The 23954-nt window shown below is 63.9% G+C and carries 27 protein-coding genes; 16 read left to right on the top strand and 11 right to left on the bottom strand.

The features are described 5' to 3' along the window. The first annotated feature begins 16 nt into the window (after window positions 1-16). The 5 genes from ureA to ureC all read left to right on the top strand — a co-directional run bounded on the left by ureA (window position 17) and on the right by ureC (window position 3527). Complete coding sequence (gene ureA, locus I9018_RS03140; RefSeq protein WP_185697557.1) at window positions 17-319, top strand: urease subunit gamma; 303 nt, start codon at window positions 17-19, stop codon at window positions 317-319. A 9-nt stretch (window positions 320-328) separates the two neighbouring features. Beyond that, window positions 329-862: a GNAT family N-acetyltransferase gene (locus I9018_RS03135; RefSeq protein ID WP_241108708.1), complete on the top strand. Its 534-nt coding sequence runs from the start codon at window positions 329-331 to the stop codon at window positions 860-862. A gap of 7 nt (window positions 863-869) precedes the next feature. Then, on the top strand, window positions 870-1403 hold the full coding sequence (locus I9018_RS03130) for a GNAT family N-acetyltransferase (RefSeq protein ID WP_241108707.1): 534 nt from the start codon (window positions 870-872) through the stop codon (window positions 1401-1403). After that, window positions 1400-1705: an urease subunit beta gene (locus I9018_RS03125; RefSeq protein WP_068577059.1), complete on the top strand. Its 306-nt coding sequence runs from the start codon at window positions 1400-1402 to the stop codon at window positions 1703-1705. The genes I9018_RS03130 and I9018_RS03125 overlap by 4 nt, the downstream gene beginning before the upstream one ends. Before the next feature lie 121 nt (window positions 1706-1826). Next, the gene (ureC, locus tag I9018_RS03120; RefSeq protein ID WP_068577057.1) at window positions 1827-3527 is read left to right on the top strand and encodes an urease subunit alpha; all 1701 of its coding nucleotides are present in this window, start codon (window positions 1827-1829) and stop codon (window positions 3525-3527) included. 158 nt (window positions 3528-3685) lie between these two features. Here ureC and I9018_RS03115 read toward each other — a convergent pair whose 3' ends face one another. Next, window positions 3686-3988 (bottom strand): chaperone modulator CbpM, encoded by a 303-nt coding sequence (locus I9018_RS03115; protein WP_068577054.1) that lies wholly within the window; start codon window positions 3986-3988, stop codon window positions 3686-3688. Window positions 3989-4011: 23 nt separating this feature from the next. Next, complete coding sequence (locus I9018_RS03110) at window positions 4012-4950, bottom strand: DnaJ C-terminal domain-containing protein (protein WP_068577051.1); 939 nt, start codon at window positions 4948-4950, stop codon at window positions 4012-4014. A 299-nt stretch (window positions 4951-5249) separates the two neighbouring features. Between I9018_RS03110 and I9018_RS03105 the strand changes: the two genes are divergently transcribed. After that, window positions 5250-6515: an Hsp70 family protein gene (locus I9018_RS03105; protein WP_241108706.1), complete on the top strand. Its 1266-nt coding sequence runs from the start codon at window positions 5250-5252 to the stop codon at window positions 6513-6515. Between the two features lie 95 nt (window positions 6516-6610). On the opposite strand, the gene I9018_RS03100 is transcribed toward I9018_RS03105, so the two are convergent. The 3 genes from I9018_RS03100 to I9018_RS03090 all read right to left on the bottom strand — a co-directional run bounded on the left by I9018_RS03100 (window position 6611) and on the right by I9018_RS03090 (window position 9119). Continuing rightward, complete coding sequence (locus tag I9018_RS03100) at window positions 6611-7621, bottom strand: hypothetical protein (protein WP_241108705.1); 1011 nt, start codon at window positions 7619-7621, stop codon at window positions 6611-6613. 338 nt (window positions 7622-7959) lie between these two features. Further along, on the bottom strand, window positions 7960-8259 hold the full coding sequence (locus I9018_RS03095) for a PsiF family protein (RefSeq protein ID WP_068577044.1): 300 nt from the start codon (window positions 8257-8259) through the stop codon (window positions 7960-7962). 71 nt (window positions 8260-8330) lie between these two features. Continuing rightward, window positions 8331-9119, bottom strand: coding sequence for a helix-turn-helix transcriptional regulator (locus tag I9018_RS03090; RefSeq protein ID WP_068577042.1), 789 nt, complete (start codon window positions 9117-9119; stop codon window positions 8331-8333). Window positions 9120-9215: 96 nt separating this feature from the next. Here I9018_RS03090 and I9018_RS03085 point away from each other — a divergent pair, with 96 nt between their 5' ends. After that, window positions 9216-10103, top strand: coding sequence for a DMT family transporter (locus I9018_RS03085; protein WP_241108704.1), 888 nt, complete (start codon window positions 9216-9218; stop codon window positions 10101-10103). A 17-nt stretch (window positions 10104-10120) separates the two neighbouring features. Here I9018_RS03085 and I9018_RS03080 read toward each other — a convergent pair whose 3' ends face one another. The 3 genes from I9018_RS03080 to I9018_RS03070 all read right to left on the bottom strand — a co-directional run bounded on the left by I9018_RS03080 (window position 10121) and on the right by I9018_RS03070 (window position 12074). Next, complete coding sequence (locus I9018_RS03080) at window positions 10121-11011, bottom strand: triacylglycerol lipase (RefSeq protein ID WP_241108703.1); 891 nt, start codon at window positions 11009-11011, stop codon at window positions 10121-10123. Window positions 11012-11120: 109 nt separating this feature from the next. Continuing rightward, window positions 11121-11426 carry a multidrug efflux SMR transporter gene (locus I9018_RS03075; protein ID WP_068577036.1) on the bottom strand — a complete coding sequence of 102 codons (306 nt, stop codon included), beginning with the start codon at window positions 11424-11426 and terminating at the stop codon, window positions 11121-11123. Between the two features lie 9 nt (window positions 11427-11435). Next, window positions 11436-12074 carry an NAD(P)H-dependent oxidoreductase gene (locus tag I9018_RS03070; RefSeq protein WP_068577034.1) on the bottom strand — a complete coding sequence of 213 codons (639 nt, stop codon included), beginning with the start codon at window positions 12072-12074 and terminating at the stop codon, window positions 11436-11438. A gap of 137 nt (window positions 12075-12211) precedes the next feature. Here I9018_RS03070 and I9018_RS03065 point away from each other — a divergent pair, with 137 nt between their 5' ends. Together I9018_RS03065 and I9018_RS03060 are read left to right on the top strand one after the other, a co-directional pair. Further along, the gene (locus tag I9018_RS03065) at window positions 12212-13123 is read left to right on the top strand and encodes a LysR substrate-binding domain-containing protein (protein WP_068577032.1); all 912 of its coding nucleotides are present in this window, start codon (window positions 12212-12214) and stop codon (window positions 13121-13123) included. Between the two features lie 123 nt (window positions 13124-13246). Beyond that, complete coding sequence (locus I9018_RS03060) at window positions 13247-13777, top strand: ferritin-like domain-containing protein (RefSeq protein ID WP_068577030.1); 531 nt, start codon at window positions 13247-13249, stop codon at window positions 13775-13777. A gap of 54 nt (window positions 13778-13831) precedes the next feature. Here the strand turns inward: I9018_RS03060 and I9018_RS03055 are convergent, their stop codons facing one another. Continuing rightward, a complete protein-coding gene (locus tag I9018_RS03055; RefSeq protein ID WP_241108702.1) occupies window positions 13832-15907 on the bottom strand; it encodes an AsmA family protein in 2076 nt (691 codons plus the stop codon). A 384-nt stretch (window positions 15908-16291) separates the two neighbouring features. Between I9018_RS03055 and I9018_RS03050 the strand changes: the two genes are divergently transcribed. The 7 genes from I9018_RS03050 to I9018_RS03020 all read left to right on the top strand — a co-directional run bounded on the left by I9018_RS03050 (window position 16292) and on the right by I9018_RS03020 (window position 21581). Continuing rightward, window positions 16292-16843: a hypothetical protein gene (locus I9018_RS03050; RefSeq protein WP_241108701.1), complete on the top strand. Its 552-nt coding sequence runs from the start codon at window positions 16292-16294 to the stop codon at window positions 16841-16843. 151 nt (window positions 16844-16994) lie between these two features. Then, window positions 16995-17639: a TetR family transcriptional regulator gene (locus I9018_RS03045; protein ID WP_176719723.1), complete on the top strand. Its 645-nt coding sequence runs from the start codon at window positions 16995-16997 to the stop codon at window positions 17637-17639. A 270-nt stretch (window positions 17640-17909) separates the two neighbouring features. Next, the gene (ureE, locus tag I9018_RS03040; RefSeq protein WP_241108700.1) at window positions 17910-18410 is read left to right on the top strand and encodes an urease accessory protein UreE; all 501 of its coding nucleotides are present in this window, start codon (window positions 17910-17912) and stop codon (window positions 18408-18410) included. Beyond that, window positions 18407-19081, top strand: coding sequence for an urease accessory protein UreF (locus I9018_RS03035; RefSeq protein ID WP_241108699.1), 675 nt, complete (start codon window positions 18407-18409; stop codon window positions 19079-19081). The genes ureE and I9018_RS03035 overlap by 4 nt, the downstream gene beginning before the upstream one ends. Before the next feature lie 23 nt (window positions 19082-19104). Further along, a complete protein-coding gene (ureG, locus tag I9018_RS03030; protein WP_068577017.1) occupies window positions 19105-19719 on the top strand; it encodes an urease accessory protein UreG in 615 nt (204 codons plus the stop codon). 36 nt (window positions 19720-19755) lie between these two features. Continuing rightward, complete coding sequence (locus I9018_RS03025; protein ID WP_241108698.1) at window positions 19756-20328, top strand: HupE/UreJ family protein; 573 nt, start codon at window positions 19756-19758, stop codon at window positions 20326-20328. Between the two features lie 113 nt (window positions 20329-20441). Then, window positions 20442-21581, top strand: coding sequence for an AGE family epimerase/isomerase (locus tag I9018_RS03020; RefSeq protein ID WP_241108697.1), 1140 nt, complete (start codon window positions 20442-20444; stop codon window positions 21579-21581). Window positions 21582-21606: 25 nt separating this feature from the next. Here the strand turns inward: I9018_RS03020 and I9018_RS03015 are convergent, their stop codons facing one another. After that, window positions 21607-22512, bottom strand: coding sequence for a cation diffusion facilitator family transporter (locus tag I9018_RS03015; RefSeq protein WP_068577011.1), 906 nt, complete (start codon window positions 22510-22512; stop codon window positions 21607-21609). A 275-nt stretch (window positions 22513-22787) separates the two neighbouring features. Continuing rightward, window positions 22788-23555 carry an SDR family oxidoreductase gene (locus I9018_RS03010; RefSeq protein ID WP_124345627.1) on the bottom strand — a complete coding sequence of 256 codons (768 nt, stop codon included), beginning with the start codon at window positions 23553-23555 and terminating at the stop codon, window positions 22788-22790. Between the last annotated feature and the right edge of the window lie 399 nt (window positions 23556-23954).

The following is a 23954-nucleotide window of genomic DNA, read 5'->3' as shown; positions in this document are numbered from 1 at the left end:
CCACGGACCGACCACGATGGACCTGACTCCACGCGAAAAAGACAAGCTGCTGATCTTCACCGCCGGCCTGGTAGCCGAACGACGCCTGGCCCGTGGCCTCAAGCTCAACTACCCGGAGGCCATGGCCTACATCTGCGCGGCCCTGCTCGAAGGCGCCCGTGATGGCCAGAGCGTGGCCGAGCTGATGCACTACGGCACCACCCTGCTCAGCCGCGAGCAGGTGATGGAGGGTATTGCGGAAATGATTCCGGAGGTCCAGGTAGAAGCCACCTTCGTCGATGGGACCAAGCTGGTCACCGTCCACCAGCCCATCGCCTGAGGAGCGCCCATGACGTATCAGATCCGTGACGCGGTGCGCGCCGACTTGCCGGCGATCCGCGATATCTACAACGACGCCGTGCTCAATACCACCGCGATCTGGAACGAGACCCCGGTGGACCTGGATAACCGCCAGGCCTGGTTCAGCGCCCGCCAGGCCCAGGGTTATCCGGTGCTGGTGGTGGTCGACAGCGCAGGGCAGGTACTGGGCTACGCTTCGTTCGGTGACTGGCGGCCCTTCGATGGGTTTCGCCACAGCGTCGAGCATTCGGTCTACGTGCGCAGCGACCAGCGCGGCAACGGCCTGGGCCCAAAGTTGATGGAGGTGCTGCTCGAACGCGCCCGCGCCTGCCACAAGCACGTGGTGGTGGCCGCCATCGAAAGCGGCAATGGCGCCTCGATCCGCCTGCATGAACGCCTGGGCTTCATCACCACCGGACAGATGCCCCAGGTGGGCACCAAGTTCGGGCGCTGGCTGGACCTGACCTTCATGCAACTGATGCTCAACCCCGGGGCACAACCACCCGCCCCTTACAAGGAGTGATACTTCGATGAACGCCGGCCAATTGCGACGGGTCCATGTAGAGAGCTTTGCCCACTACCGCCAGGGCTTGATCGACCTATTGTTCGATTCGGTGCACCACGGCGCCTCCATTGGCTTCATGGCCGACCTGGACGACAGCCAGGCCCAGGCCTATATCGCCAGCGTGCAGGCCGGCGTCGAGGACGGCAGCCTGTTGCTGTGGGTGGTGGTCGATGAGGAAAAGGTCCTGGCCAGCGTGCAACTGGCGCTGTGCATGAAGGCCAACGGGCGTAACCGCGCCGAGGTGCAGAAGCTCCAGGTGCTGCACAGTGCCCGGCGCCGGGGCCTGGGCCAGCAATTGATGAACGTCCTGGAGCAGGCCGCGCACCATCTCAAGCGTGGCCTGCTGTACCTGGATACCGAGGCGGGCTCGCCCGCCGAAGAGTTCTACCAGGCCCTGGGCTACACCCGGGTCGGTGAATTGCCCAACTACTGCCAGGGCCCGGACGGCCGCTACAGCCCCACTGCCATCTACTTCAAGACCCTGGAGCAACCCCAATGATCCCCGGCCAGTACCAGATCCAGCCCGGCGACATCGAACTCAATGCCGGACGCCGTACCCTGACCCTGAGCGTGGCCAACAGCGGCGACCGGCCGATCCAGGTCGGTTCCCACTATCACTTTTTCGAAACCAACGACGCCCTGGTCTTCGACCGTGCCGCCAGCCGCGGCATGCGCCTGAACATCGCGGCCGGCACCGCGGTGCGCTTCGAACCGGGGCAGACCCGGGAAGTCGAGCTTGTCGATCTGGCTGGGTTGCGGCGAATTTACGGGTTCGCGGGACGAATCATGGGCGATCTTTAAAGATCAGCCTCAAGCTGCGAGCCACAAGCTGCAAGAAAGAGCAGTGCGGTGGCTCTGGGCGGCTTTCTTTTACTTGTAGCTTGCAGCTTATGGCTTGCAGCTCTGTTCCGAGGAACGAGGAATGCGCATTTCCCGCGAGGCTTATGCCGACATGTTCGGCCCCACGGTGGGCGACAAGGTCCGACTGGCCGATACCGAGCTGTGGATCGAGGTAGAGAAGGACTTCACCACCTACGGTGAAGAGGTGAAGTTCGGCGGCGGCAAGGTGATCCGCGACGGCATGGGCCAGGGCCAGTTGCTGGCGGCCGAGGTGGTGGACACCCTGATCACCAACGCCCTGATCATCGACCACTGGGGCATCGTCAAGGCCGACGTCGGCTTGAAGGATGGGCGTATCGCGGCCATCGGCAAGGCCGGCAACCCGGATATCCAGCCCGACGTGACCATCGCCATTGGCGCCAGCACCGAGGTGATCGCCGGCGAAGGCATGCTGCTCACCGCTGGCGGCATCGATACCCATATCCACTTCATCTGCCCGCAACAGATCGAAGAAGCGCTGATGAGCGGCGTCACCACCATGATCGGCGGCGGCACCGGGCCCGCCACCGGGACCAACGCCACCACCTGCACCCCGGGCCCCTGGCACATGGCGCGCATGCTCCAGGCTGCCGACGCTTTCCCCATGAACATCGGCTTCACCGGCAAGGGCAACGCCAGCCTGCCGGGACCACTGGTGGAACAGGTACGAGCCGGGGCCATCGGCCTCAAGCTGCACGAAGACTGGGGCAGCACCCCGGCCAGCATCGACAACTGCCTGAGCGTGGCCGACGAATACGATGTGCAGGTGGCGATCCACACCGACACCCTGAACGAGTCGGGCTTCGTCGAGACCACCCTCGGTGCGTTCAAGGGTCGCACCATCCATACCTACCACACCGAAGGTGCCGGTGGCGGCCATGCGCCGGACATCATCAAGGCCTGCGGTTTTTCCAACGTGCTGCCCAGCTCCACCAACCCGACCCGGCCCTTCACTCGCAACACCATCGACGAACACCTGGACATGCTCATGGTCTGCCATCACCTGGACCCGAGCATCGCCGAGGACGTGGCCTTTGCCGAAAGCCGTATCCGCCGAGAGACCATCGCCGCCGAAGACATCCTCCACGACCTGGGGGCGTTCTCGATGATCAGCTCCGACAGCCAGGCCATGGGCCGGGTCGGCGAAGTGCTGACCCGCACCTGGCAGACCGCCGACAAGATGCTGCGCCAACGCGGGCCATTGCCGGGGGACGGACCGGGCAACAGCAACTTCCGGGTCAAGCGCTACATCGCCAAGTACACCATCAACCCGGCCATCACCCACGGCATCAGCCATGAGGTGGGTTCCATCGAAGTGGGCAAGTGGGCCGACCTGGTGCTCTGGCGCCCGGCGTTCTTCGGGGTCAAGCCGAGCCTGATCCTCAAGGGCGGAGCCATCGCCGCCAGCCTGATGGGCGATGCCAACGCTTCGATCCCGACTCCCCAGCCGGTGCACTACCGGCCGATGTTCGCCAGCTTCGCCGGCAGCCGCCATGCCACCAGCCTGACCTTCATCAGCCAGGCGGCGCTGGACGCCGGGGTGCCGGAGCAGTTGGGGTTGAAGAAGCGCATCGCGGTGGCCAAGGGCTGTCGCAGCGTGCGCAAGGGCGACCTGATCCACAACGACTACCTGCCGAACATCGAGGTCGATCCACAGACGTACCAGGTCAAGGCCGATGGCGTGCTGCTGTGGTGCGAACCGGCGGATGTACTGCCCATGGCCCAGCGCTACTTCCTGTTCTAGCCGCTGTCGGGCGCAGCGCCCGCATAAGGAGGATTTACGAGGATCGGAACTGTACGCAGCGCCCGCACTTGCGCCGAATCGACGAGGACTGCGTCCTGGGTCGCCGCTTCGCTGGCGCCCGGCAGCGGCGACAACATTCGGCAGATACGGCCGGGGGGTCAATCCACCAGCAGGCGGCCCAGGCGTTGCCTGAGCATCTGGTTTTCGGAGCGCAGTTGCTGCACTTCGTCGAGCAGGTCCAGCGCCAGGGCGACGCCTTCCCACTCCAGGTCCAGCTCGCGGTGCAACTTCGCCGCGCGCTTGGCCAATGACAATTCCTGATCGTTGAATCGCCACTCCCTGGGCGCCCGCCCCTGAGGTTCGAGGATGCCGTGTTCGACGATTTCGATCACGTAGGCCGCCGACAGGTCGGCCACTTCACAGAATTCTTCCATGTCCAGCTGAACGATCAGGGTGCTCATGGTCAGCGCCTCCTAGTGTCGAATCAGAAATGTTCCCGTGGGTCGAACGCCGCCTTCTTCGCCAACTCCTGCCACAAGGCCTTGGCCTCGTCGCTGGTGTGCTTGGGCATCACCGCCTTGAGCTGCACGAACAGGTAGCCGCGCTGGCCGGCCTTGTTCAGCAGGCCATGGCCCTTGGCGCGCATGCGCTGGCCGTTCTGGCTGCCGGCAGGCACCTTGAGATTGATCTTGCCGGTCAGGGTCGGCACCGCCACCTCGGTCCCCAGCGCCAGCTCCCAGGGTGCCAGCGGCAGGGTAATGATCAGGTTCTCGCCCTCGACATCGAATTTCGGATGGGGGGCGAAACGAATGGTCAGGTACAAGTCGCCATTGGCACCGCCACCAACCCCTGGAGCCCCCTGGCCCTTGAGGCGGATACGCTCGCCATCGGTGACCCCGGCCGGAATCTTCACGTTCAGGCTCTTGCTGGTGTTGCTCACATGCTGGCCGGACGCGTTGTACTGTGGCACCTGGAAACTGATCTTCTTGGACTCGGTCGAGAGGGTTTCTTCGAGAAAGATCGGCAGTTCCATTTCCACATCCTGTCCGCGACGGCCGCTGCTGCGACGCTGTTCCGGGCCGCCGAATCCTGGCCCCCGGTTACCAAAGATCGAACTGAAGAAGTCCGAGAAATCCCCACCGCCACCGCCACCGAAACCACCACGGCTCTGCCAGCCCGGCGGCCCCTGGAACGGCTGGCCATGCTGGCCATACTTGCGCAGGTCGTCGTACTCGGCGCGCTTGTCGGCGCTCTTGAGCGCTTCGTAGGCTTCCGAGGCGTCCTTGAACTTGGCCTCGGCATCCTTTTCCTTACTGACGTCGGGGTGGTATTTGCGCGCCAGCTTGCGATAGGCGGCCTTGATCGCCTTGTCGTCCGCTGTCGGCTCCACGCCGAGAATCTTGTAATAGTCTTTGAAGTCCATCGAGGGAATCACCATCCGTTATCGAAGTCGCGCGGCGTGCAGCACAGCTGGCCCGGTCTGGCAGCATGAGAATCGACCCGTCTCGATTCTCTGACTGAACGGCGCATCAGAAGTTTATCGGCAGCCGCCGGCGGATCTTGCGACTCCTTGTGGCTACCAGGCTCATGACAGCAAGTTTGGGGGTCAAGGATAGTCTTTCAAGGCAGCCCCGGGGGCGAATTAGCAGATATCCGGCCTTTGCAACGGCGGGCGACTGGCGTACGCTGCGCGGCCGTTTTTTTGACCGGAACTGGAAAGACATGAACAACGCCTCCCCGGCCCGCGGCTGCGGCATCGACTTCGGCACCTCCAACTCCACCGTCGGCTGGCTGCGCCCCGGGCAGGAGACGCTGATCGCCCTGGAGGACGACAAGATCACCCTGCCGTCGGTGGTGTTCTTCAACATCGAGGAACGTCGTCCGGTCTATGGCCGCCTGGCGCTGCACGAGTACCTGGAAGGCTACGAAGGCCGCCTGATGCGCTCGCTGAAAAGCCTGCTGGGCTCCAAGCTGATCAAGCACGACACCAGCGTGCTGGGCACGGCCATGCCGTTCAAGGATCTCCTGGGACTGTTCATCGGCCAGCTCAAGAGCCGCGCCGAAGCCACCGCCGGTCGGGAATTCACCGAAGTGGTGCTGGGCCGCCCGGTGTTCTTCGTCGATGACGATGCCGCCGCCGACCAGGAAGCCGAAGACACCCTGGTGGAAGTGGCACGCAAGATCGGCTTCAAGGACGTGTCCTTCCAGTACGAACCCATCGCCGCGGCCTTCGACTACGAGTCCAGCATCGAGCGCGAGGAGCTGGTACTGATCGTCGACATCGGCGGTGGTACCTCTGACTTCTCCCTGGTGCGCCTGTCCCCCGAGCGCCGTGGCGTCGACAACCGCCACGACGACATCCTCGCCACCGGCGGCGTGCATGTGGGCGGTACCGACTTCGACAAGCAACTGTCCCTGGCCGGGGTGATGCCGTTGTTCGGTTATGGCAGCCGCATGAAAAGCGGCGCCTACATGCCCACCAGCCACCACATGAACCTGGCGACCTGGCACACCATCAACTCGGTGTATTCGCAGAAGTCGCAGCTGGCCTTGGGCAGCATGCGCTATGACATCGAGGACACTGGCGGCATCGACCGGCTGTTCAAGCTGATCGAGCAGCGCGCCGGCCACTGGCTGGCCATGGAAGTGGAAGAAACCAAGATCCAGCTGACCCACGCCGACCACCGCCTGGTGCCCCTGGACCGCATCGAGCGCGACCTGAGCGTCGACCTGACCCGGGCCCTGTTCGAATCGTCCATCGACAACCTGCTGGAGCGCATCCGCACCAGCGTCACCCAGCTGCTCGGCGATGCCAATGTCAGCGTGGGCCAGGTCGACACGGTGTTCTTCACCGGTGGTTCCAGCGGCATTCCAGCCCTGCGCCAGAGCGTGGCGGCCATGCTGCCCAATGCCCGGCATGTGGAAGGCAACATCTTCGGCAGCATCGGCAGCGGCCTGGCGATCGAGGCCAAGAAGCGCTACGGGTAAAAGCAGCGGCAAGCTTCAAGCGGCAAGCCACAAGTAAGAGCAAGAGCGCAGTCGGCTTTAGCTTGCGGCTTGAAGCTGCAAGCTTGCCGCTGCTCTTAAACCAGGCCCGCCTGTTTCAATTCGCTTTTCAGGTAGGCGTAGTAGATCGGCCCCGCCACCACCCCCGGCAGGCCGAACGCCGCTTCGAACACCAGCATCGCCAGCAGCAGCTCCCAGGACTTGGCGCTGATCTGCCCACCGACGATCCGTGCGTTGAGGAAGTATTCCAGCTTGTGGATCACGATCAGGTAGCCCAGGGCCGCCACCGCCACCCAGATCGACAGCGACAGCCCGACGATGGTGATCAGGGTGTTGGAGATCAGGTTGCCGATCACCGGCAGCAGCCCCAGCAGGAAGGTCAGCACGATCAGGGTCTTGGTCAGCGGCAGCTTGACCCCGAACATCGGCAGCACCAGGGCCAGGAAGATCCCGGTGAAGAAGGTGTTGAGCAGGGAAATCTTGATCTGCGCGAAGACGATGTTGCGAAACGCCTGGACCAACAGGTGCAGGCGGTCGAACAGGGCCGCCGCCAGGGGCTTGCGCTTGGTCAGGTCGGGGATGCGCTGCAAGGCGATGATCGCCCCCAGCACCATGCCGATCAGCAGCGTCACGAACATGTGCGCGGCGTCCTTGCCCACCAGTTGCAACTCGCTCAGGTGCTTGCTGGCCCAGGCGCCGATGGCCGCCTGGAACTCGGCAGCGCTGGCCGGCAGGTAGGAGTCGAGGAATGGCGGCAGTTGGCCCCGGGCCTTGTCCACCACCAGCATGAACTTGCCCAGCGACGCCCCGGGGTTCTCCGCTTCATGCAACAGGAAACTGATGGCCCCGGCGAACAGCAGGGTCAGCAGGCTGACCACCAGGGTGCCGAGCAGGGCCACCGCCAGCCAGCGTGCGCGCCGGCCCTCGATCAGCCGCTGCAGTTGCGGGGTCAGCATGTTCACCAGTTCAAACACCAGCAGGCCCGCCAGCAGGCTGGGCAACAGCCGCAACGGCAGGGCCAGCAACAGGCCGCCAAAGATGATGATCCAACTGATGAACAACAGGTGACGCTGTGAAAACGCTGGCATATAGCCTCAAGACAAACAGCGGGAAAAGATCGGCAGTCTGCCAGCCTTCCCCCCTCAGGAATAGTGGCAAGCACCCCAGGGGCAAGGGCTTGCATGGGTACTAGAGTGGTGTGGCAGGCGAAGGTTCAGTCGGCTTGGCCAGGGGCGGTGGGTACCTGGGCAGCGCCATGGACGAGGGTCCTGCCAGCCTTCACGGGAGGGCCGCGCAGCGCGCATACGGGCCTGTCCAGGTCGGCATGCGTTCATGCCCGTGAACGACAGGCAACGGACGACCGCCCTGTCGAACAGGGGCCAGGGGCGAAGCCATTGCTCGGCACCCTGCCCCTATCGATCCGTGCTTACTTTTTCTTCAGGCAATCGCTCATGAACGCCTTGCGCGCATCACCCTTGAGCGTCTTGGCCGTGGCGTCGGCGTTGCAGGTCTTCATTCTTTCCTGAGGCGTGGAAGGCGTCGCGGCAGCGGCCGGGGCAGCCTTGAGGCAGGTGCTCATGAAGGCCTTGCGCTCGTCGCCCTTGAGGCTCTTGGTCGTGGCCTCGGCATTGCAGGTGGTCATCTTGTTCTGCTGGGCGGTGGCGGCAAAACCCTGGGAGCAGAGCAGCAGGCCGACCATCAGCAAAGGAATACGCAGCATCTTCATGGAGTTTTCTCCTTGTCACCGCACCGAAGGGCACGGCCTCCAGCGCAGTGTAGACAAAGCCTGTTACACCTTCACCTGTTCTGCAGGCCGGCCCGACGGTACTGCTCGGGAGTGCAACCGGCCTGGCGCTGGAACATGGCGATGAACGCCGAGGCCGTGCTGTAGCCCATGTCGAAGGCAATCTCCTGGACACTGCGCGTACTCTCCAGGGCCTGGATCGAGGCGAGGAAGCGCTGGCGCTGGCGCCATTGCCCAAAACTCATGCCCAACTCGCGGACGAACTGCCGGGCCAGGGTTCGCTCGCTGACATGGGCCTGTTGCGCCCAGTGGGCCAGGGGTTGGTCGTTGCCGGGCTCGGCCTGCAGCGCCTGGAGCACCCGCAGCAGGTCGGGGCTGCTGGCGTAGGGCAGGTAGCAGGTATGCACCGGGGCCTGGCGCAACTGGTCCAGCAGCACCTGGGCCAGGCGCTGGTCGGCTTCGCCCTCGGGGATCTGTACATCCCGCGCGGCGAAGTCCTTGAGGATCGCCTTGAGAATCTCGCTGATGCTCAGGGTACAGCCCTGTTGTGGCAGATCGCGGCACAGCTCCGGCGCCAGCAGTACCGCCCGGTAGTTGATCGGCTGGCTGGTGTAGAAACTGTGGGCGGTGTGCGGCGGCACCCAGACGGCGTACTGCGGCGGCGACATGAAGCGCCGGCCGGCGATCTCCATGTGCATCACACCGTGGGCCGAGTATTCCAGGCAACCCCAGGGATGACGGTGCTCCAGGGCGTGGCTGTGGGCGGCGAAGTCGGCATAGCGGAAATACACCGGCGCGGGCAGGCCGTGGAAATCCAGCAGGTCGATGTGTTTTTTACTCATGCTGTCCGGATGCAGGGGCGGGTTGTCCGGTTCGCAGTATAGGCCTTGATCCGGACAAGAGGATAATCAGCCCTCACCAACTTCCTGGCTGTTCCCATGCAATACGCTTATCCATTACTGGCCGTCTTCATCTGGGCCGGCAATACCGTCATCAACAAACTCGCCGTAGGCGCGATCTTTCCAGCGGAGATCGGTTTCTACCGCTGGCTGCTGGCGGGCCTGCTGTTCACCCCCTTCATGCTCGGGCCGCTGCGCCGCCACTGGTCGGTGATCCGTCCCAATCTGGGACGAATCTTCGTTCTCGGGGTGCTGGGCATGGCGGTGTACCAGAGCCTGGCCTACTTCGCCGCAGCGCTGACCTCGGCCACCAACATGGGCATCATCCTTTCGCTGATGCCGCTGATGTCCCTGGCCATGGCCATTGCTGCCCTGGGCCAGCGCCTGACTGCCGGAGCCCTGGTGGGAGCGGTACTGTCCTTCGCCGGCGTGCTGGTGGTGGTGTCGTCCGGCAGCCTGGCCACGCTGTTGCAACACGGGCTCAACCTGGGGGACGCGATGATGCTGGTCGCTACCCTGGCCTATGCGGTCTACAGCACCCTGCTGAAGAAATGGCAGTTGCGCCTGCCGCCCCTGCTGCTGTTGTACCTGCAGGTACTGGTGGCCGTGCTGGTACTGCTGCCGCTGTTCCTGGCATCGCCGAAGGCAGGCCTGACTGCGCAGAACATTCCGCTGGTGCTCTATGCCTGCCTGCTGGCCTCGGTGCTCGCGCCACTGGCCTGGATGCAGGCGGTGGTGCGCCTGGGACCGAGCCGGACCACGCTGTTCTTCAACCTGCTGCCCTTGATCACCGCATTGATCGCCGCCGTGGTACTGCACGAGCAGTTGGCCTGGTTCCACCTGGTGGGAGGGGGCCTGACCCTGGGCGGGGTGCTGCTGTCGGAGCGCTGGACCCAGGTACTGGGGCGGCGAGCGTGCGAGGCCTAAAGCACCTGCGCGACCACTCAGAGCCCGGCAGCCTTGAGGCGCCGGGCGTGCTCGACGAACAGGCGGATCGGTTCGGCACCTTTGCCCACCAGCCCCAGGGATTGGTTGACGATGTCGAAGTGATCCAACGGGTAGTCGTCGCCGATCACCAGGCCCAGGTGCGAGCTGTAGCGCCCGACCATGCCATCGCACTGCCCGGCCTCACGTACGAAGGTCCGAGCGAACAGGCGACAACTGCGGCTGGAGCCGTCGAGCAGGTTCCAACCGCGATTGGTCCTCCCCGGTTGCAGGGTGCCGGACCAGGAGTAGTAGCGCACACCATCCACTTCCGCGGCCCCCTGGCCGCCCCAGGCCGGCGGCAGGCCCTGGGGATACTGGCGGTTGAACAGCGCCACGCCCTCGCTTGTCAGCGACTGGTGCGAGGCATGGATGTCTGCGGGCAGCTTCGGTCCGCGATAGCCGGTCTCAAGCAGCGTCATCAGCGCCGATAGCCCTCGCAACAACCTGCTCAGCATGCGCCCGCGCAGGCTATGGGCAGGCGAGTGCCGCTGCAGGTAATCCGCCAGTTCGGAGCCATGATTGGGGCCGGCCACCGAAGTCACCGAGGCCACCCACTGCGGCTGCCTGGCCGCTGCGTAGCGAGCGGTGAGCGCCCCCTGGCTATGGCCGATCAGGTTGACCCGTGAAGCACCGGTCCGCGCCATGATCTGCTGGATCTGCAACAACAATTGTTCACCGCGCACTTCACTGGAATTGAGCGGCGAAACCTGCACCGCAAAGACCTGGGCGCCACCACTGCGCAACGCCGGAATGATCCCGTACCAGTAGGGGTACAGCAGCAAGCGGACAAATCCGAGCATGCCGGGCACCAGGACCAGGGGATAACGCGTGGCAAGCTCTTGGGACATGCGGAACATCCTTGTGCAGGGCGATGGGCCAGGCTGAAAACTAGACCATAACCAAGGCCGCCGTCAGTCCTTGTGACAGTCCGGCGACGGCGATATGACAAGGACTGGCCTACTTGAGCCCGATCACCCCGGCCACAATCAAAGCCACCGACACCAGCTTGACCGCCGACAGGCTCTCTCCCAGCAGCAAGCACCCCAACAGCACCGTGCCCAGGGAGCCGATGGCGGTCCAGATCGGATAAGCCACGCTGACCGGCAGCTCGCGCATGGCCAGGGTCAGGAAGTAGATGCCGGCGATGGCCGCCACCACCGTCACCACCGAAGGCCAGGGCCGGGTAAAACCCTCGGCGTACTTCATGCCCATGGCGAAGGTGACTTCGAAGGCCGCGGCCAATAACAGGAATACCCAGGCCATGGTCTCTCCTCAGAAGTGCCGGGCCAGGGCCAGCAACTGCTGCTGGGCCTCGGCGCAGGATTGCTGGAAACGCTCGGGCAGCGACTCCTCGCCTTCGGCGGCGATCACCGTGACATCCTCGATGCCAATGAAGCCCAGGGCCGTGCGCAGCCAGCGGTCGGCGTGGTTCATCGCTTCGTGCTCGCCTCCCGGCCCAAAGCCACCACCGCCACGGCTGGTGATCACCAGCACCTTCTTGCCGTGTACCAGCGGCTGATAATGGGCCACGCCGTTGTCCAGCTGGGTGTTGAAGGTCAGCCCCAGGCGCACGATGTGGTCGACCCAGGCCTTGATGCCGCTGGGAACGCTGAAGTTATGCATCGGAGCCGAGATCACCAGCCGCTGGTGGCCGAGCAACTCGTCCACCAGTTCGTCGCTCAAGGCCAGGTCGGCCTGCATCGACAGCGGGCGGGCCTCGGGCTGTGGATAAAACGCCGCCGCAATGAATGCCTCGCTGACATGGGGCAACGACCCGCGCCCGACTTCGCGACGGGTCAATTGGCCTTGGGGGTTGGCGCGCTGCCAGGCCTCCAGGAAGGTGTCGGCCAAGCGCCGGCTATGGGAACGCTCCCCCCGCGGACTGCCATGAATTGCAAGAACTTTACTCATCTGACCTCTCTCCTGGCGAATAACCTAGGCGGCCTTGATACCGCCTCTGTTTCGCGCTAAAGCTAGGGCCAGCACACAGTCTCAACAAACGAATTTAAGTTGATACAGATGAATTCATATCATCCATGGAGCGTCCCATGTTTGCCCATCTGCCCCTGACCTCGCTGCGTACCTTCGAGTCCGCCGCGCGCTTGTCGAGCTTCAAGGAGGCCGCCGATGACCTGTCGGTGACGCCCACGGCGGTGTCCCATCAGATCCGCAGCCTGGAACACTGGCTGGGCGTACCACTGTTCGAGCGCCTGCCACGCCAGGTACGCCTGACGGCGGCCGGCGAGCGCCTGTTCCATAGCCTGCACAGCGCCCTGCTGGACGTGGCGCAAAGTGTCGACACGCTGCGCCCCAAGCCCGACAACGCACAGTTGACGGTATCCACCACCGCGGCATTTGCCGCCCTGTGGCTGGTCCCGCGCCTGGGGCATTTCTACGCCCAGCACCCCGGTATCAACCTGCGCCTGGATACCCAGTGCGAAGTGGTGGACCTGCAGCAGGACGCCAGCATCGACGTGGCGATCCGCTACAGCCTGGACGGCTACCTGAACCTTCATGGCCTGTGCCTGTTCGACGAACGCTTCGCGGTCTATGGCGCGCCACAGCAGGTCGCCCTGGCCCGGCACGAGCGGCCGACCCTGATCAGCGTGCACTGGCGCAACTCCACGCTGTATGCCGATGGCTGGCAGGCCTGGTGTGCCCAGGCCGGGGAAAACTGGTTCGACGAACAGTCGCTGGTGCGCTCCTATGACGAGGAGCAGTACGCCCTGCAGGCCGCCATCGCTGGCCAGGGCCTGGTACTGGCGAGCAACATCCTGGTATCGCAAAGCGTCGCCAGTGGCCTGTTGCAGGCCTACCGGCCAGAAATCCAGGTCGGTGGCGCCGGCTACAGCGCCCTGTGCGTCCCCGGACGCGAACGCCACCCGCCGGTACGAGCGTTCCTCCACTGGTTGCAGCACCAAGCGCTGCATGCCGGACACCCGCCGCTGGCACGCAGTTGAGCCCATCCCCTTGCCCGCCGGCAGATCCGATAAAACTTTTTACCGCGCCCGCCACTCACACCCTAGGTAGCGACCAGGCCGCCAGAGCCTGGCGCAAAACGGATCAGCCTCCAGGAGATCGAGATGAGCGAGATGCATTTGTCCGATGTGAATACCTTGCGCAAACGGGCGCGCAGCCATGTGGAAAACGGCGCCGTGACCGAGGGCTACAACGCCGATCGCGAAGAGATACTGCGCCTGCTCAATGAGTCGCTGGCCACCGAGCTGGTCTGCGTCTTGCGCTACAAGCGCCATCACTTCATGGCCAACGGCCTCAAGGCCAGCGTGGCGGCCAGTGAATTCCTCGAACATGCGACCCAGGAAGCCGAGCACGCCGACAAGCTGGCCGAGCGCATCGTCCAGCTCGGTGGCGCGCCGGAGTTCGATCCCGACCTGCTGTCCCGCCACTCCCACGCCCAGTACGTGGCGGGCAACACCCTCAAGGAAATGGTCTACGAGGACCTGGTGGCCGAGCGGATCGCCATCGACAGCTACCGCGAGATCATCCAGTACATCGGGGACAAGGACCCCACCACCCGCCGCTTGTTCGAGGAGATCCTGGCCCAGGAAGAAGAGCACGCCGACGACATGGCGGATATCCTCCAGGACCTGTAGGCCCTCCCCGCCCCTGCCAGCGCCAGCAGCAGGGGCGGGAGGCCCATCCCCGGCCTACTTGCTCGGTTTGACCGTGGCCGGGGCCTTGCCCGAACGCATTTGTTGCAACAGCGGCGCGCACTGGTTGGGCTCGTCGTTGCTTGGCGCCACCAGGGCCAGCAGCCCCGCCGCCGGGCCCGCGATCACCCCCAGCGCCACCATCCCCGCACCACGCAATACCAATGGCACGGCCTTGACCCCGGCGCTGGGCTTGATGAACTTACCCTGGACATAGAGCGGCGAACGCAGGGAGAACAGGCGCAGCCCCTTGGATTCGGGGGTAATGGTCAGGTCCAGTTGCTCGGTGGCCATGTTGGCGGTGCCATCGATGTAGATGATGGCGTTCTCGGTATCGAAGACGAACAGCCGCGAGGTGCCCAGGCCGGTCTTGATGCCAAAGTCGGCAGCGGCACAATTGATCTTCACTTCCTTGTCGCCAAACAGCTTGCCAACCACATAGTTGCCGACGTTGAGCCCGGCGATCTCCATCAGGCTGCGGCTGATGGCGCCATCGTTGATCAGCATCTTCAGGTCGCCATTGGCACTGCCCAGCAGGGCCGCCACCGAGTTGCCGCGCCCGGCGATATCGGCGTCGCCGTTGAGTTCGCCGAAGCTGGTCTTCATGGGTTCGAAGGTGGGGAACAACTGCTTGAGCTTGAAGTTGCGAGCCGTCAACCGAGCCCGCCCCTCCAGCGGGGTGGCATGGCCGTTGAGTCGTATCTGGGCATCGAGCTTGCCACCGGCGACACCGAAGCGCAGGGGTTCGAGGCTGAGCTGGCCGTCATTGAGCACCAGGTGCGTGTAGAGGTCGGTGAAGGGCAGTTCGGCGCTGTGGACGATACGCTTGCCGGTGAATTCCACATCGGCGTCCATATCGCGCCAGCGCTCGGTACGGAACTCCTCGACCGGCAACACCCTGTCCGTCGGCTGCTTGCTTTCGCCTCCCCGTGCCTTCTGCTTGGCATTGGAGTCGGCACCGATCAGCGGAGCCAGGTCACTGAACAACAGTTGATTGGAAACCAGTGCACCACTGAGCTTGGGCCGCGGCTGGCTGGCCACGTAGGCCAGGCTGCCGTGGATGTCGCTCTCACCGATCTTGCCGTTGAAATCCTTGTAGCTGAAGGCCGCACCTGCCGGGTCGTGCAGTTTGGCGGTCAGGCGCCCATCGGTGGAGTACGGCGGCGAATCGGGCAAGGTCACCCCAGTCAACGGATAAAGGTTGCCCAGGCTGGAGCCAGCCAGCTTCAGGCGCAGGTCCAGGGCGCCGAGATTCAAGGGATCGGTCAGGCTGCCGCGCAGCTCGATGCGTGAATCACCGATCTGCGCCTGGGCCTGGAGCGGGAAGGGCTTGCTGGCATCCTTGAGCGCCAGCAGGCCACCGATCTTGCCGCTGCCAGCGAGCTTCTGCCCGTGGTACTGGCCCTTGACCTTGAGGGCAAAGGCATAGGCCTGGGGTTCCCCTCCTTGCTCGGTCACTCGCTTGGCTTCGCTCTCGCCGACGATATCGCTGAACGCAATGGGCTGGCCGAGCAGTTCCACTTGCAGGTCCAGGCGGGTCTTGAGGTTCTGGTCATCCAGGGTCACATGGCCCTTGTCGAAACCAATGGCGCCGATATCCACGCTCCACTTGGAGGGCTCGGCATCGGGCTCCTGCGGATCGAACTTGAAGGTCCAGTTGGCGCGTCCATCCGCCAGCCGCTGCAGGGCGACTTCCGGCTCGGTGAGATCGATACGCGGGATGCTCACCTGCTGCACCAGCAGTGCCAGGGGCGAGATTCGCAGCTCAACCCGCTTGAGGCTGACCATCTGCGGGGCCTTGGACCAGTCCGGGTTGCCCAGGGACAAGTCCTGGGCCACGACATGGGGCCAGGGTATCCACGCCCGCCAGCCGCCCTCGTCGGGTTCGCGCTGCCAGGCCACCGACAAATCGCCATTGATCGCGAACGGTCGGTGCAGCTCCTGGGACACCTTGTCATTGATGATGGGCTTGACCCGGTTCCAGTCGAAGAACGCGATGACCAGCACCAGTCCTGCCAGTAGCAGGATCAGGCCGGTGACGATCCAAAAGAGAATTTTACGAGTGCGCGTCATTGCACGAGGCTCCTGATGACAACTGAGCGCCCGACCACGACGCATAGGTGAAACGCCACTGGAAAACCGGTGGCCGTGAAACTACGACTGACAAACCCTGCCCAGGTTTAATCGAAACGCCCGAACAGGAGAAAAAGCATCGATTGCTGACCATTCGGACAACCATGTGTTACCGACTTTTGCCCCTCCCTGGCGCACCAGTGAGTCGAAACTACCCACTCCAGTGCAAGGCCCCGCCAGCGAAGAAGCCCGGGCTAGAGCCTCAGGGGCAAACAATCAATTCTGTTGATTATCATCATTGTGTTTATGAACTTTTATATCGATTTTGTGGCGGTAACATTAGCTCCGTACCCAATTTTTCGCCCTCCCACGGAGCAACCGATCATGAAACGCCACATCCTTTTAAGCTTGACCTTATCGATCCTGGCCGCCAACGCCTTTGCCCTGCCTGCCGCTGAACAAGCGACTCCGCAAATCCAGGCCAGCCACAGCAGCGTGTTCACCCAGACCCTGGCCGAAGGTGGCTCGGATCGCCTGATCGAACGCAACGACAAAGTTGCAGCCGATGGCTATGATCGCACTCCACAGGGCCAGAACGTTGCCGAAGATGGCTACGACCGCACCCCTCAAGGTCAAAACGTAGCTGAAGGCGGCCGTGATCGCCTGGGAGAGAAAGGCCTGGTCGAAGATGGCTACAGCCGTACCCCACAAGGTCAGACCATTGCCGAAGGCGGCCGTGATCGCCTGGAAGAAAAAGGCCTGGTCGAAGATGGCTACAGCCGCACCCCACAGGGCCAGACCGTTGCCGAAGGCGGCCGTGATCGCCTGGAAGATAAAGGCCTGGTCGAAGATGGCTACAGCCGTACCCCACAAGGCCAGACCGTTGCCGAAGGCGGTGCCGATCGCCTGGCCGAACGTCATCAAGCTGCGAGCTGAGGCCATGGTGGCCCAGAAAAAAGCCCGGTCCCTGGATCGGGCTTTTGACTTTTCAAGAGGCTGACTCCAGCCCTTGCCTGCCCTGGCTCGACGCCAGTTCGACTCCGGCAAAGTTGATTTGCTAGAGTGCCCCGCTCTCCCCGAGCAAAGAATTTCCTCGCCGATGCTGCCCCGTGCCGAACAGAAGCAACAGACCCGCAATGCCCTGATGGATGCCGCCAGGCATTTGATGGAGGGTGGCCGAGGTTTCGGCAGCCTGAGCCTGCGGGAAGTGGCGAAAGCCGCCGGCATCGTCCCCACCGGGTTCTACCGACACTTCAGCGACATGGACCAACTGGGCCTGGAACTGGTCAGCGAAGTGGGCCAGACCTTCCGTGAAACCATCCGCCTGGTCCGCCATAACGAATTCGTCATGGGCGGCATCATCGACGCCTCGGTACGGATCTTTCTCGATGTAGTGGAAGCCAAGCGCGTGCAATTCCTGTTTCTCGCCCGCGAGCAATACGGCGGCTCGCTGCCGGTACGCCAAGCCATCGCCAGCCTGCGGGAAAACATCAGCTCGGACCTGTCCGCCGACCTGGGCCTGATGCCCAAGCTGCAACACCTCGATGCCGCCGACCTCAGCGTCATGGCCGACCTGGTGGTCAAGAGCGTGTTCGCCACGCTGCCGGACATCATCGATCCGCCGCCCCAGGCCTTGCCTGAACACCTCACGCCCCAAGCGAAGATGACCCAGCAACTGCGCTTCATCTTCATCGGGCTCAAGCACTGGAACGGCTTGGGCAGCACCGAGTAACGCCCCACCCCGGCAACGTCGCCAAACGAATGCTCCCCGCTCTGGAACGGGCCTTTTCGCCTGCCCGCAAGATCGGCACCGGATTGCCGCAAAAACATTTGCAGCGCACCAAGTCAGTGCTATAAATCAGCTCGACGCATCAATTTGTAACAAGATAAAACAAGGTTTTGCCCCTTTTTCAGGCGCAATTCCAGGGGTTTTCCTTTTCTCCGAGCGATTGGCAAGGCCCTTGCTCTGGCTTGTGCATCGCTCATAGCTGGAAGCCTTCCGATGCTGGTGATCCACCGCCGAACCGCCCCCCAGGCCACCTGGTCCGCCGAACTGCACCTGACCTACGAGGCGCGTAGCAAAAGTCGCCTGCGCTGCTTCAGTGCCACGGGTGAAGATGTCGGCCTGTTCCTGGAGCGTGGCCAACCACCCTTGCATGATGGCGAGTTCCTGGTCGCCGAGGACGGACGCATCGTCAAGGTCTGCGCCCTTGCCGAAACCCTGCTCCACGTCACCTGCCGCAATGCCTTCGAGCTGACGCGCGCGGCCTACCACCTGGGGAATCGCCATGTCGCCCTGCAAGTGGGCGATGGCTGGTTGCGGCTGCTGGATGACTACGTGCTCAAGGCCATGCTCGAACAGCTGGGCGCCAACGCCACTCCCCTCGAAGCGCCCTTCCAGCCAGAGCATGGCGCCTATGGCGGCGGGCACCACCACTCGCATCACGGCGATGCAGACTTCAACTACCCGCCGCGCCTGCATCAGTTCGGCATCCGTCCGTGAATCCGGCATGGGCCCTGCTGCGCCTGGCCAGCCCTCAACTGCCCATCGGTGGCTACAGCTATTCCCAGGGGCTGGAGATGGCCGTGGAACAGCGACAGGTCCGCGATCCGGACAGCGCCCGACGCTGGATCGGCGATCAGCTACTGCTCAACCTGGCACGCTTCGAAGCGCCTTTGCTGCTGGCCCACTGTCGGGCCGCCGATGCGCAGGATTGGGAGCGCCTGCTGCAACTCTGCGAGGAGCATCGCGCCAGCCGCGAAACCCGCGAGCTGTATCTGGAAAGCCGGCAGATGGGCTACTCCCTCAAGCAACTGCTCGAAGGCCTGCCGGAACTGGATGCCGACGCCCGGCGCCTGCTGGCGCAGCTGGACGAGCCACACCTGGCCCTGGGCTGGGCCCTGGCCGCCCGTGCCTGGCACATCGCGCCTGACGATGCCCTGGCTGCCTGGCTATGGAGCTGGCTGGAAAACCAGCTGGCGGTGCTGATGAAGACCCTGCCCCTGGGCCAGCAAGCCGCCCAGCGCCTGACCAGTGAATTGCTACCACTGCTGCAGCAGGCCCAGCGGCAGGCCGCCAGCCTCGACCCCGATCACTACGGCAGCGCCGCCTTCGGCCTGTCCCTGGCGAGCATGGCCCATGAGCGCCAGTACAGCCGCCTGTTTCGTTCCTAGGGCCTGTCATCTTGGAGAATCACATGAACACACAACCTTTGCGCGTTGGAATCGGCGGCCCGGTGGGCTCCGGCAAGACGGCCCTGACCCTGGCCCTGTGCCTGGCCCTGCGTGAGCGCTACAACCTGGCGGTGGTGACTAACGATATCTATACCCGCGAAGACGCCGATTTCCTGGTGCGCAACCAGGCCCTGGCCCCGGAGCGCATCATCGGCGTGGAAACCGGCGGCTGCCCGCACACCGCCATTCGCGAGGACGCATCGATCAACCTGGAGGCCGTGGATCAGCTGAACCGCCGCTTCCCGGGGCTGGACCTGATCCTGGTGGAGTCCGGCGGCGATAACCTCTCGGCCACCTTCAGCCCGGAACTCTCGGACCTGACCATTTACGTCATCGATGTTTCGGCCGGCGACAAGCTACCGCGCAAGGGCGGCCCGGGAATCTGCAAGTCCGACCTGCTGGTGATCAACAAGATCGACCTGGCGCCGCTGGTCGGCGCATCCCTGGACATGATGAACAGCGATACCCAGCGCATGCGTGGCGGCAAGCCATTCGTCTTCAGCAACCAGAAGACCGGCCAGGGCCTGGCGGACATCATCGCCTTCATCGAACGCCAGGGCCTGCTGACCGCCGCCTGACTCCACCCACTCGATACTCGAAAAGGAAAGCGCCCCATGACCCTCCAACGCATTCTCGCGGCCCTGGCCCTGTTGTTGGCTCCCACCCTGGCCCTGGCCCACCCCGGGCACGGCGACAACGGCCTGATGGCCGGCATTGGCCATCCCATCGGCGGCCTCGACCACTTGCTGGCGATGCTCGCCGTCGGCCTGTGGGCCGCCCAGCAGCAGGGAGCGGCACGCTGGGCACTGCCCTGCACCTTCGTCGCCACCATGCTGATCGGAGGCCTGCTGGGCTTCGCCGGCCTGGACCTGCCCGCCCTGGAGAGTGGAATCGCGGCTTCGGTGCTGGCCCTGGGCCTGGCGGTAGCCCTCGCCGTACGCCCGCCGCTGGCGCTGGCGGTGGCCGCCACCGCGCTGTTCGCCTTGTTCCACGGCGTAGCCCATGGCCTGGAGCTGCCGGAGATGTCCAGCCCCTGGGCCTATGCTGCCGGGTTCGTTGCCGCCACCGCAGCCTTGCACGCAGTGGGCTATGCCGTGGTTCGGGCATTGCCCCTGGCTGCCGCGCCATTGGTACGCATCGCCGGCGCGCTCTCTGCCGCAGCCGGTGTATGGCTGCTGGCAGGCTGACCGGCCCTCCTCCTGCGCCAGCCGGAGCGAGCGGCTGCGACGCAGGAGGCAATCGGGGTGGCCTTCTCTGCTAACATGTCGCGCATTCAAACCTGCCGTGACGACGCCAGCCAATGCCCGATGTATCCCACCCCGCCTCCTCGCCCGACGCCAATGCGCTGTTCCAATCCGTGCAGCAGCACTTCCAGCAGGTGATCGTGCCCCTGTGGCAGGGCCCGGGCTGGAATCCGCAGCTGGCGTTGCCTTTCGAAGCGCTGGATGCCGAACATCGTCCCTTGCCGCCCCAACGCTATCGGGCCATGGCCTGCGCCCGGCAGTTGTACGTATTTTCCCAACTGATCGGCGATGCCGCCGCCCCCTTCGCCCAGGAGCGCGCCGCGGCGCTGTTCCGTTCCTTGCAGCGGCATTTCCATGATGCCGAGCACGGCGGCTGGTTCTACAGCATCGACCCGCAAGGGGCACCACTGGATCGTCGCAAGGATCTCTATACCCACGCGTTCATCGTGTTCGCCTGTGCCCACTATTGGGCCAAGGTCCGCGAACCCCTGGTGGAATCGGCGCTCGACGCCGCCCTGGCAGTGGTGGCCCGGCGTTTTGCCCGGGACGATGGCCTCTACGAGGCCAGTCTCGACGAGGACTGGTCTTCCCTGGGCTCGGGCCCACTGCAGAATCCATTGATGCACCTGGCCGAGGCCTTCCTCGCCACCCTCGCCGCCCGGGATGACCAGGCAGTGCAGGAAGCCTTGCTCGAGCTGTGCCAGGGCATGCAACGGTGCTTCATCGATCCGCAGCATGGCGTGATGATGGAAAAGCCGCTGGGCACTGTGGATAACTGGTTCGAGCCGGGGCATCAGTTCGAGTGGTACTTCCTGCTCGCCTCGTCACCGCTGCTGCGTGAAACGGCGCTGCAAACCTCCCTGGAACGAGCGTTCGCCTTTACCGAGCAGATGGGGGTCGATCCGCAGAGCGGCGCCGTGTGCGCCATGCTCGAACTACCGCCCCAGGCCGCCCCCAAGGATGCCACCCAGCGTATCTGGGCCCAGGCCGAGTACCTGCGAGCCCTGACCTTGCGCCCCGATGGCCAAGCCGCCCTGGAGCGCCAGCTGCAGGCGCTGCAAGGCAAGTTCCTGCATGCCGGTGGCTGGCATGAGTGCCTGGATGCAGGTGGCGCGGTGAGCCGCCGGGACATGCCCTCGACCACGCCTTATCACCTGGCCACCTGTTATCAGGGGCTGGCCGGCTACTTCGGCTGAAGCCCCTGCCTGGCATGGGGACCACTCAGGCAATCCACTTGCGATCCCCGGTGAAGCTGATGGTCAGCCAGCGCGCGCTATCGGCCCCTCCCAGTTGGCTGGAGATGTCCTCGCGCATGCGGTCCAGGGTCGCCACATCGCGTAGCGGGTAATCGGCTGGCAATACCACGTGGATTTCGATGAAGCGCGCCCGTCCGTGCTTCTGCACATAGCTGACGTAGTCCTCGAAACCATGGGTGGCCTTGGCCTGCTCCATCACTGTGCGTACCGTCTCGTCCAGCTGGTCGGGCGCGATACCCAGCACCTCGCGCAGGGCCGGGCGCAGGATCTTCAGGGCCGGCGCCAGCATGCTCAGGGCCAGCACGATCAGGATCATCGGGTCGACATACACCGCCCATTGGCCATGGCCATAGTGCTTGAGCAGCAAGGCACTGACGAAGCTCACCAGCAGCCCCACCGAGAGCATGGCGTCCACCAGCCAGCTGATGTTGTCGAACTGGATCAGCGACGACTTGAGCTTGCGGTTGCGATGGCGCACGTAGAAGAAGTAGGCGAACTCCACCACGGTGAACACCGCGGCATAGACGATCACCAGGCCCAGCTCGATCTCACGGCCGCCGTTGATAATGCCGAACACGCCGTTGAGAAAAGCGTAGATGGCGATCAGTAGCAGGAAGCTGCCCTCGATCAACAGCACCATGGGCTCCAGGTGCCAGAAACCGAACTGGAAACGCTCGTTGCCCGGCTTGGTAATCAGCCTGGCGGTGATCAACATCAGCACCTTGATGAAGGTCGCGATCAGGGAAAAGAAACCATCGAACAGGATGGATTGGGCACCAGAAACAAAACCCGTGACGATACCGGCGATCGCCACGGCGAACATCAGTACGGTCGATTGCTTGAGCAGAGCCTGCTCACCTCGGTTACTCACGATTCCTCCCACGGAACTTGGCAAACACCGCCTCTATTGCTGCGGCAATACAAATTTAGGGGAGGAATTCTAGCGTGCTTCGGCTTCGGCAAGCTGAAACGAATCAGCCTATGTATTTCCGAGTGCGACCGCCCCCCTGCGAAGCGGTTGGTCCGATCGCAGGGGGCATGATCATGAGCGTCATGGAAGGCCCTGCGGACCTTGGCGCAGCTTCGCCAGCTCAGCAGCGGCTACAGGAGTGCAGTGCACTGCCCGCGAAACTGCGCCGTGACAGGTCAGGCCTTGGCGTTGCGGTCGATGGCGAAACCGGCCCAGGACTGGCTGACCGGCATCAGTTCCAGGCTGTTGATGTTGACGTGGGCCGGAGTGTTCATGACCCAGAAGATGGTCTCGGCGATGTCCTCGGGCTGGATTGGCTCGGCGCCAGCGTAGGTGGCGTCATAACGGGCCTGGTCACCGCCAAAGCGCACCAGCGAGAACTCGCTTTCGCACAGGCCAGGCTCGATATTGGTCACCCGTACGCCGGTGCCCTGCAGGTCGCAGCGCAGGCTCAGGGAGAACTGCTTGACGAAGGCCTTGGTGCCGCCATACACGTGGCTGCCGGGGTAGGGATAGTTACCGGCGACGGAGCCCAGGTTGACGATTCCGGCACCGCGACCATGGGCGATCAGCCGTGGCAGCAGCAGGCGAGTGCTGTACATCAGGCCCTTGATGTTGGTGTCGACCATGGTGTCCCAGTCGTCCAGCTCACACTTGGGCGCAGGGTCCGCCCCCAGGGCCAGGCCAGCGTTATTGATCAACCCGCGCAGCTTGGCAAAGGATGGCGGCAGGTTGGCGATGGCATCCTCCATGGCCTTGCGATCCCGTACGTCGAGCACCAGGCCATGGACCTCGGTCTGCTTGGAGAGCTCCGCGCATAGGGCATCGAGGCGATCCTGGCGACGACCGGTCAGCACCAGCGACCAGCCGGCCTCGGCAAAGCGCCGGGCACAGGCCTCGCCAAAACCGGAAGTCGCGCCTGTGATGAACAGAGTGGAAGTCATGGTGTTCTCCTTGCTGGGGGCGGGCCGCCATTTCAATAAAAAAACGTTTCGCAGCATGCCCGGGCCGGCCCCGGGCAGCAACCGGACCGTTCATCTGCCGACTATCCGTGCGAGCGACACCCAAAAGAGCCGCAGGACCTGTACAAAAAACGCCCAATAGCCGCAAAACCGCTACCCACGTGGCCTGCAGCCAAGTGCACGCACCTTATCCACAGGCCGGTCCACAGTCTTTGGGGGCAACTGCCAAATACCCAAAGCCGCGATCCACAAGGCCTGCGCCGACAAATGCAAAGTTTTTCGCTTGACCTGGGCAAACACTCCATGCAGCCGCGACCGGAAAAGATGACCGAGCGGTCAAACTCCAGAAGGCCAGAGGCCAGCAACGACGCTGTCCCGGGA

This window comes from Pseudomonas sp. MPFS (genome assembly GCF_022537035.1).
In the GTDB taxonomy this organism is placed as follows: domain Bacteria; phylum Pseudomonadota; class Gammaproteobacteria; order Pseudomonadales; family Pseudomonadaceae; genus Aquipseudomonas; species Aquipseudomonas sessilinigenes.
The sequence above is the reverse complement of the archived record's forward strand: the minus strand, read 5'-3'. Positions and strand labels throughout refer to the sequence as shown.

Bases quoted from the DNA above. Each gene is read 5' to 3' on its own strand.
- I9018_RS03010 (WP_124345627.1), bottom strand. From the start codon at position 23,555: ATGACTTCCACTCTGTTCATCACAGGCGCGACTTCCGGTTTTGGCGAG.
- I9018_RS03060 (WP_068577030.1), top strand. From the start codon at position 13,247: ATGAGCGAGATGCATTTGTCCGATGTGAATACCTTGCGCAAACGGGCG.
- I9018_RS03090 (WP_068577042.1), bottom strand. From the start codon at position 9,119: ATGAGTAAAAAACACATCGACCTGCTGGATTTCCACGGCCTGCCCGCG.
- I9018_RS03125 (WP_068577059.1), top strand. From the start codon at position 1,400: ATGATCCCCGGCCAGTACCAGATCCAGCCCGGCGACATCGAACTCAAT.
- I9018_RS03025 (WP_241108698.1), top strand. From the start codon at position 19,756: ATGACCCTCCAACGCATTCTCGCGGCCCTGGCCCTGTTGTTGGCTCCC.
- I9018_RS03050 (WP_241108701.1), top strand. From the start codon at position 16,292: ATGAAACGCCACATCCTTTTAAGCTTGACCTTATCGATCCTGGCCGCC.
- I9018_RS03115 (WP_068577054.1), bottom strand. From the start codon at position 3,988: ATGAGCACCCTGATCGTTCAGCTGGACATGGAAGAATTCTGTGAAGTG.
- I9018_RS03080 (WP_241108703.1), bottom strand. From the start codon at position 11,011: ATGTCCCAAGAGCTTGCCACGCGTTATCCCCTGGTCCTGGTGCCCGGC.
- ureE (WP_241108700.1), top strand. From the start codon at position 17,910: ATGCTGGTGATCCACCGCCGAACCGCCCCCCAGGCCACCTGGTCCGCC.
- ureG (WP_068577017.1), top strand. From the start codon at position 19,105: ATGAACACACAACCTTTGCGCGTTGGAATCGGCGGCCCGGTGGGCTCC.
- I9018_RS03070 (WP_068577034.1), bottom strand. From the start codon at position 12,074: ATGAGTAAAGTTCTTGCAATTCATGGCAGTCCGCGGGGGGAGCGTTCC.
- I9018_RS03085 (WP_241108704.1), top strand. From the start codon at position 9,216: ATGCAATACGCTTATCCATTACTGGCCGTCTTCATCTGGGCCGGCAAT.
- I9018_RS03020 (WP_241108697.1), top strand. From the start codon at position 20,442: ATGCCCGATGTATCCCACCCCGCCTCCTCGCCCGACGCCAATGCGCTG.
- I9018_RS03095 (WP_068577044.1), bottom strand. From the start codon at position 8,259: ATGAAGATGCTGCGTATTCCTTTGCTGATGGTCGGCCTGCTGCTCTGC.
- I9018_RS03100 (WP_241108705.1), bottom strand. From the start codon at position 7,621: ATGCCAGCGTTTTCACAGCGTCACCTGTTGTTCATCAGTTGGATCATC.
- I9018_RS03135 (WP_241108708.1), top strand. From the start codon at position 329: ATGACGTATCAGATCCGTGACGCGGTGCGCGCCGACTTGCCGGCGATC.
- I9018_RS03075 (WP_068577036.1), bottom strand. From the start codon at position 11,426: ATGGCCTGGGTATTCCTGTTATTGGCCGCGGCCTTCGAAGTCACCTTC.
- I9018_RS03130 (WP_241108707.1), top strand. From the start codon at position 870: ATGAACGCCGGCCAATTGCGACGGGTCCATGTAGAGAGCTTTGCCCAC.
- I9018_RS03110 (WP_068577051.1), bottom strand. From the start codon at position 4,950: ATGGACTTCAAAGACTATTACAAGATTCTCGGCGTGGAGCCGACAGCG.
- I9018_RS03055 (WP_241108702.1), bottom strand. From the start codon at position 15,907: ATGACGCGCACTCGTAAAATTCTCTTTTGGATCGTCACCGGCCTGATC.
- I9018_RS03065 (WP_068577032.1), top strand. From the start codon at position 12,212: ATGTTTGCCCATCTGCCCCTGACCTCGCTGCGTACCTTCGAGTCCGCC.
- ureC (WP_068577057.1), top strand. From the start codon at position 1,827: ATGCGCATTTCCCGCGAGGCTTATGCCGACATGTTCGGCCCCACGGTG.
- I9018_RS03105 (WP_241108706.1), top strand. From the start codon at position 5,250: ATGAACAACGCCTCCCCGGCCCGCGGCTGCGGCATCGACTTCGGCACC.
- ureA (WP_185697557.1), top strand. From the start codon at position 17: ATGGACCTGACTCCACGCGAAAAAGACAAGCTGCTGATCTTCACCGCC.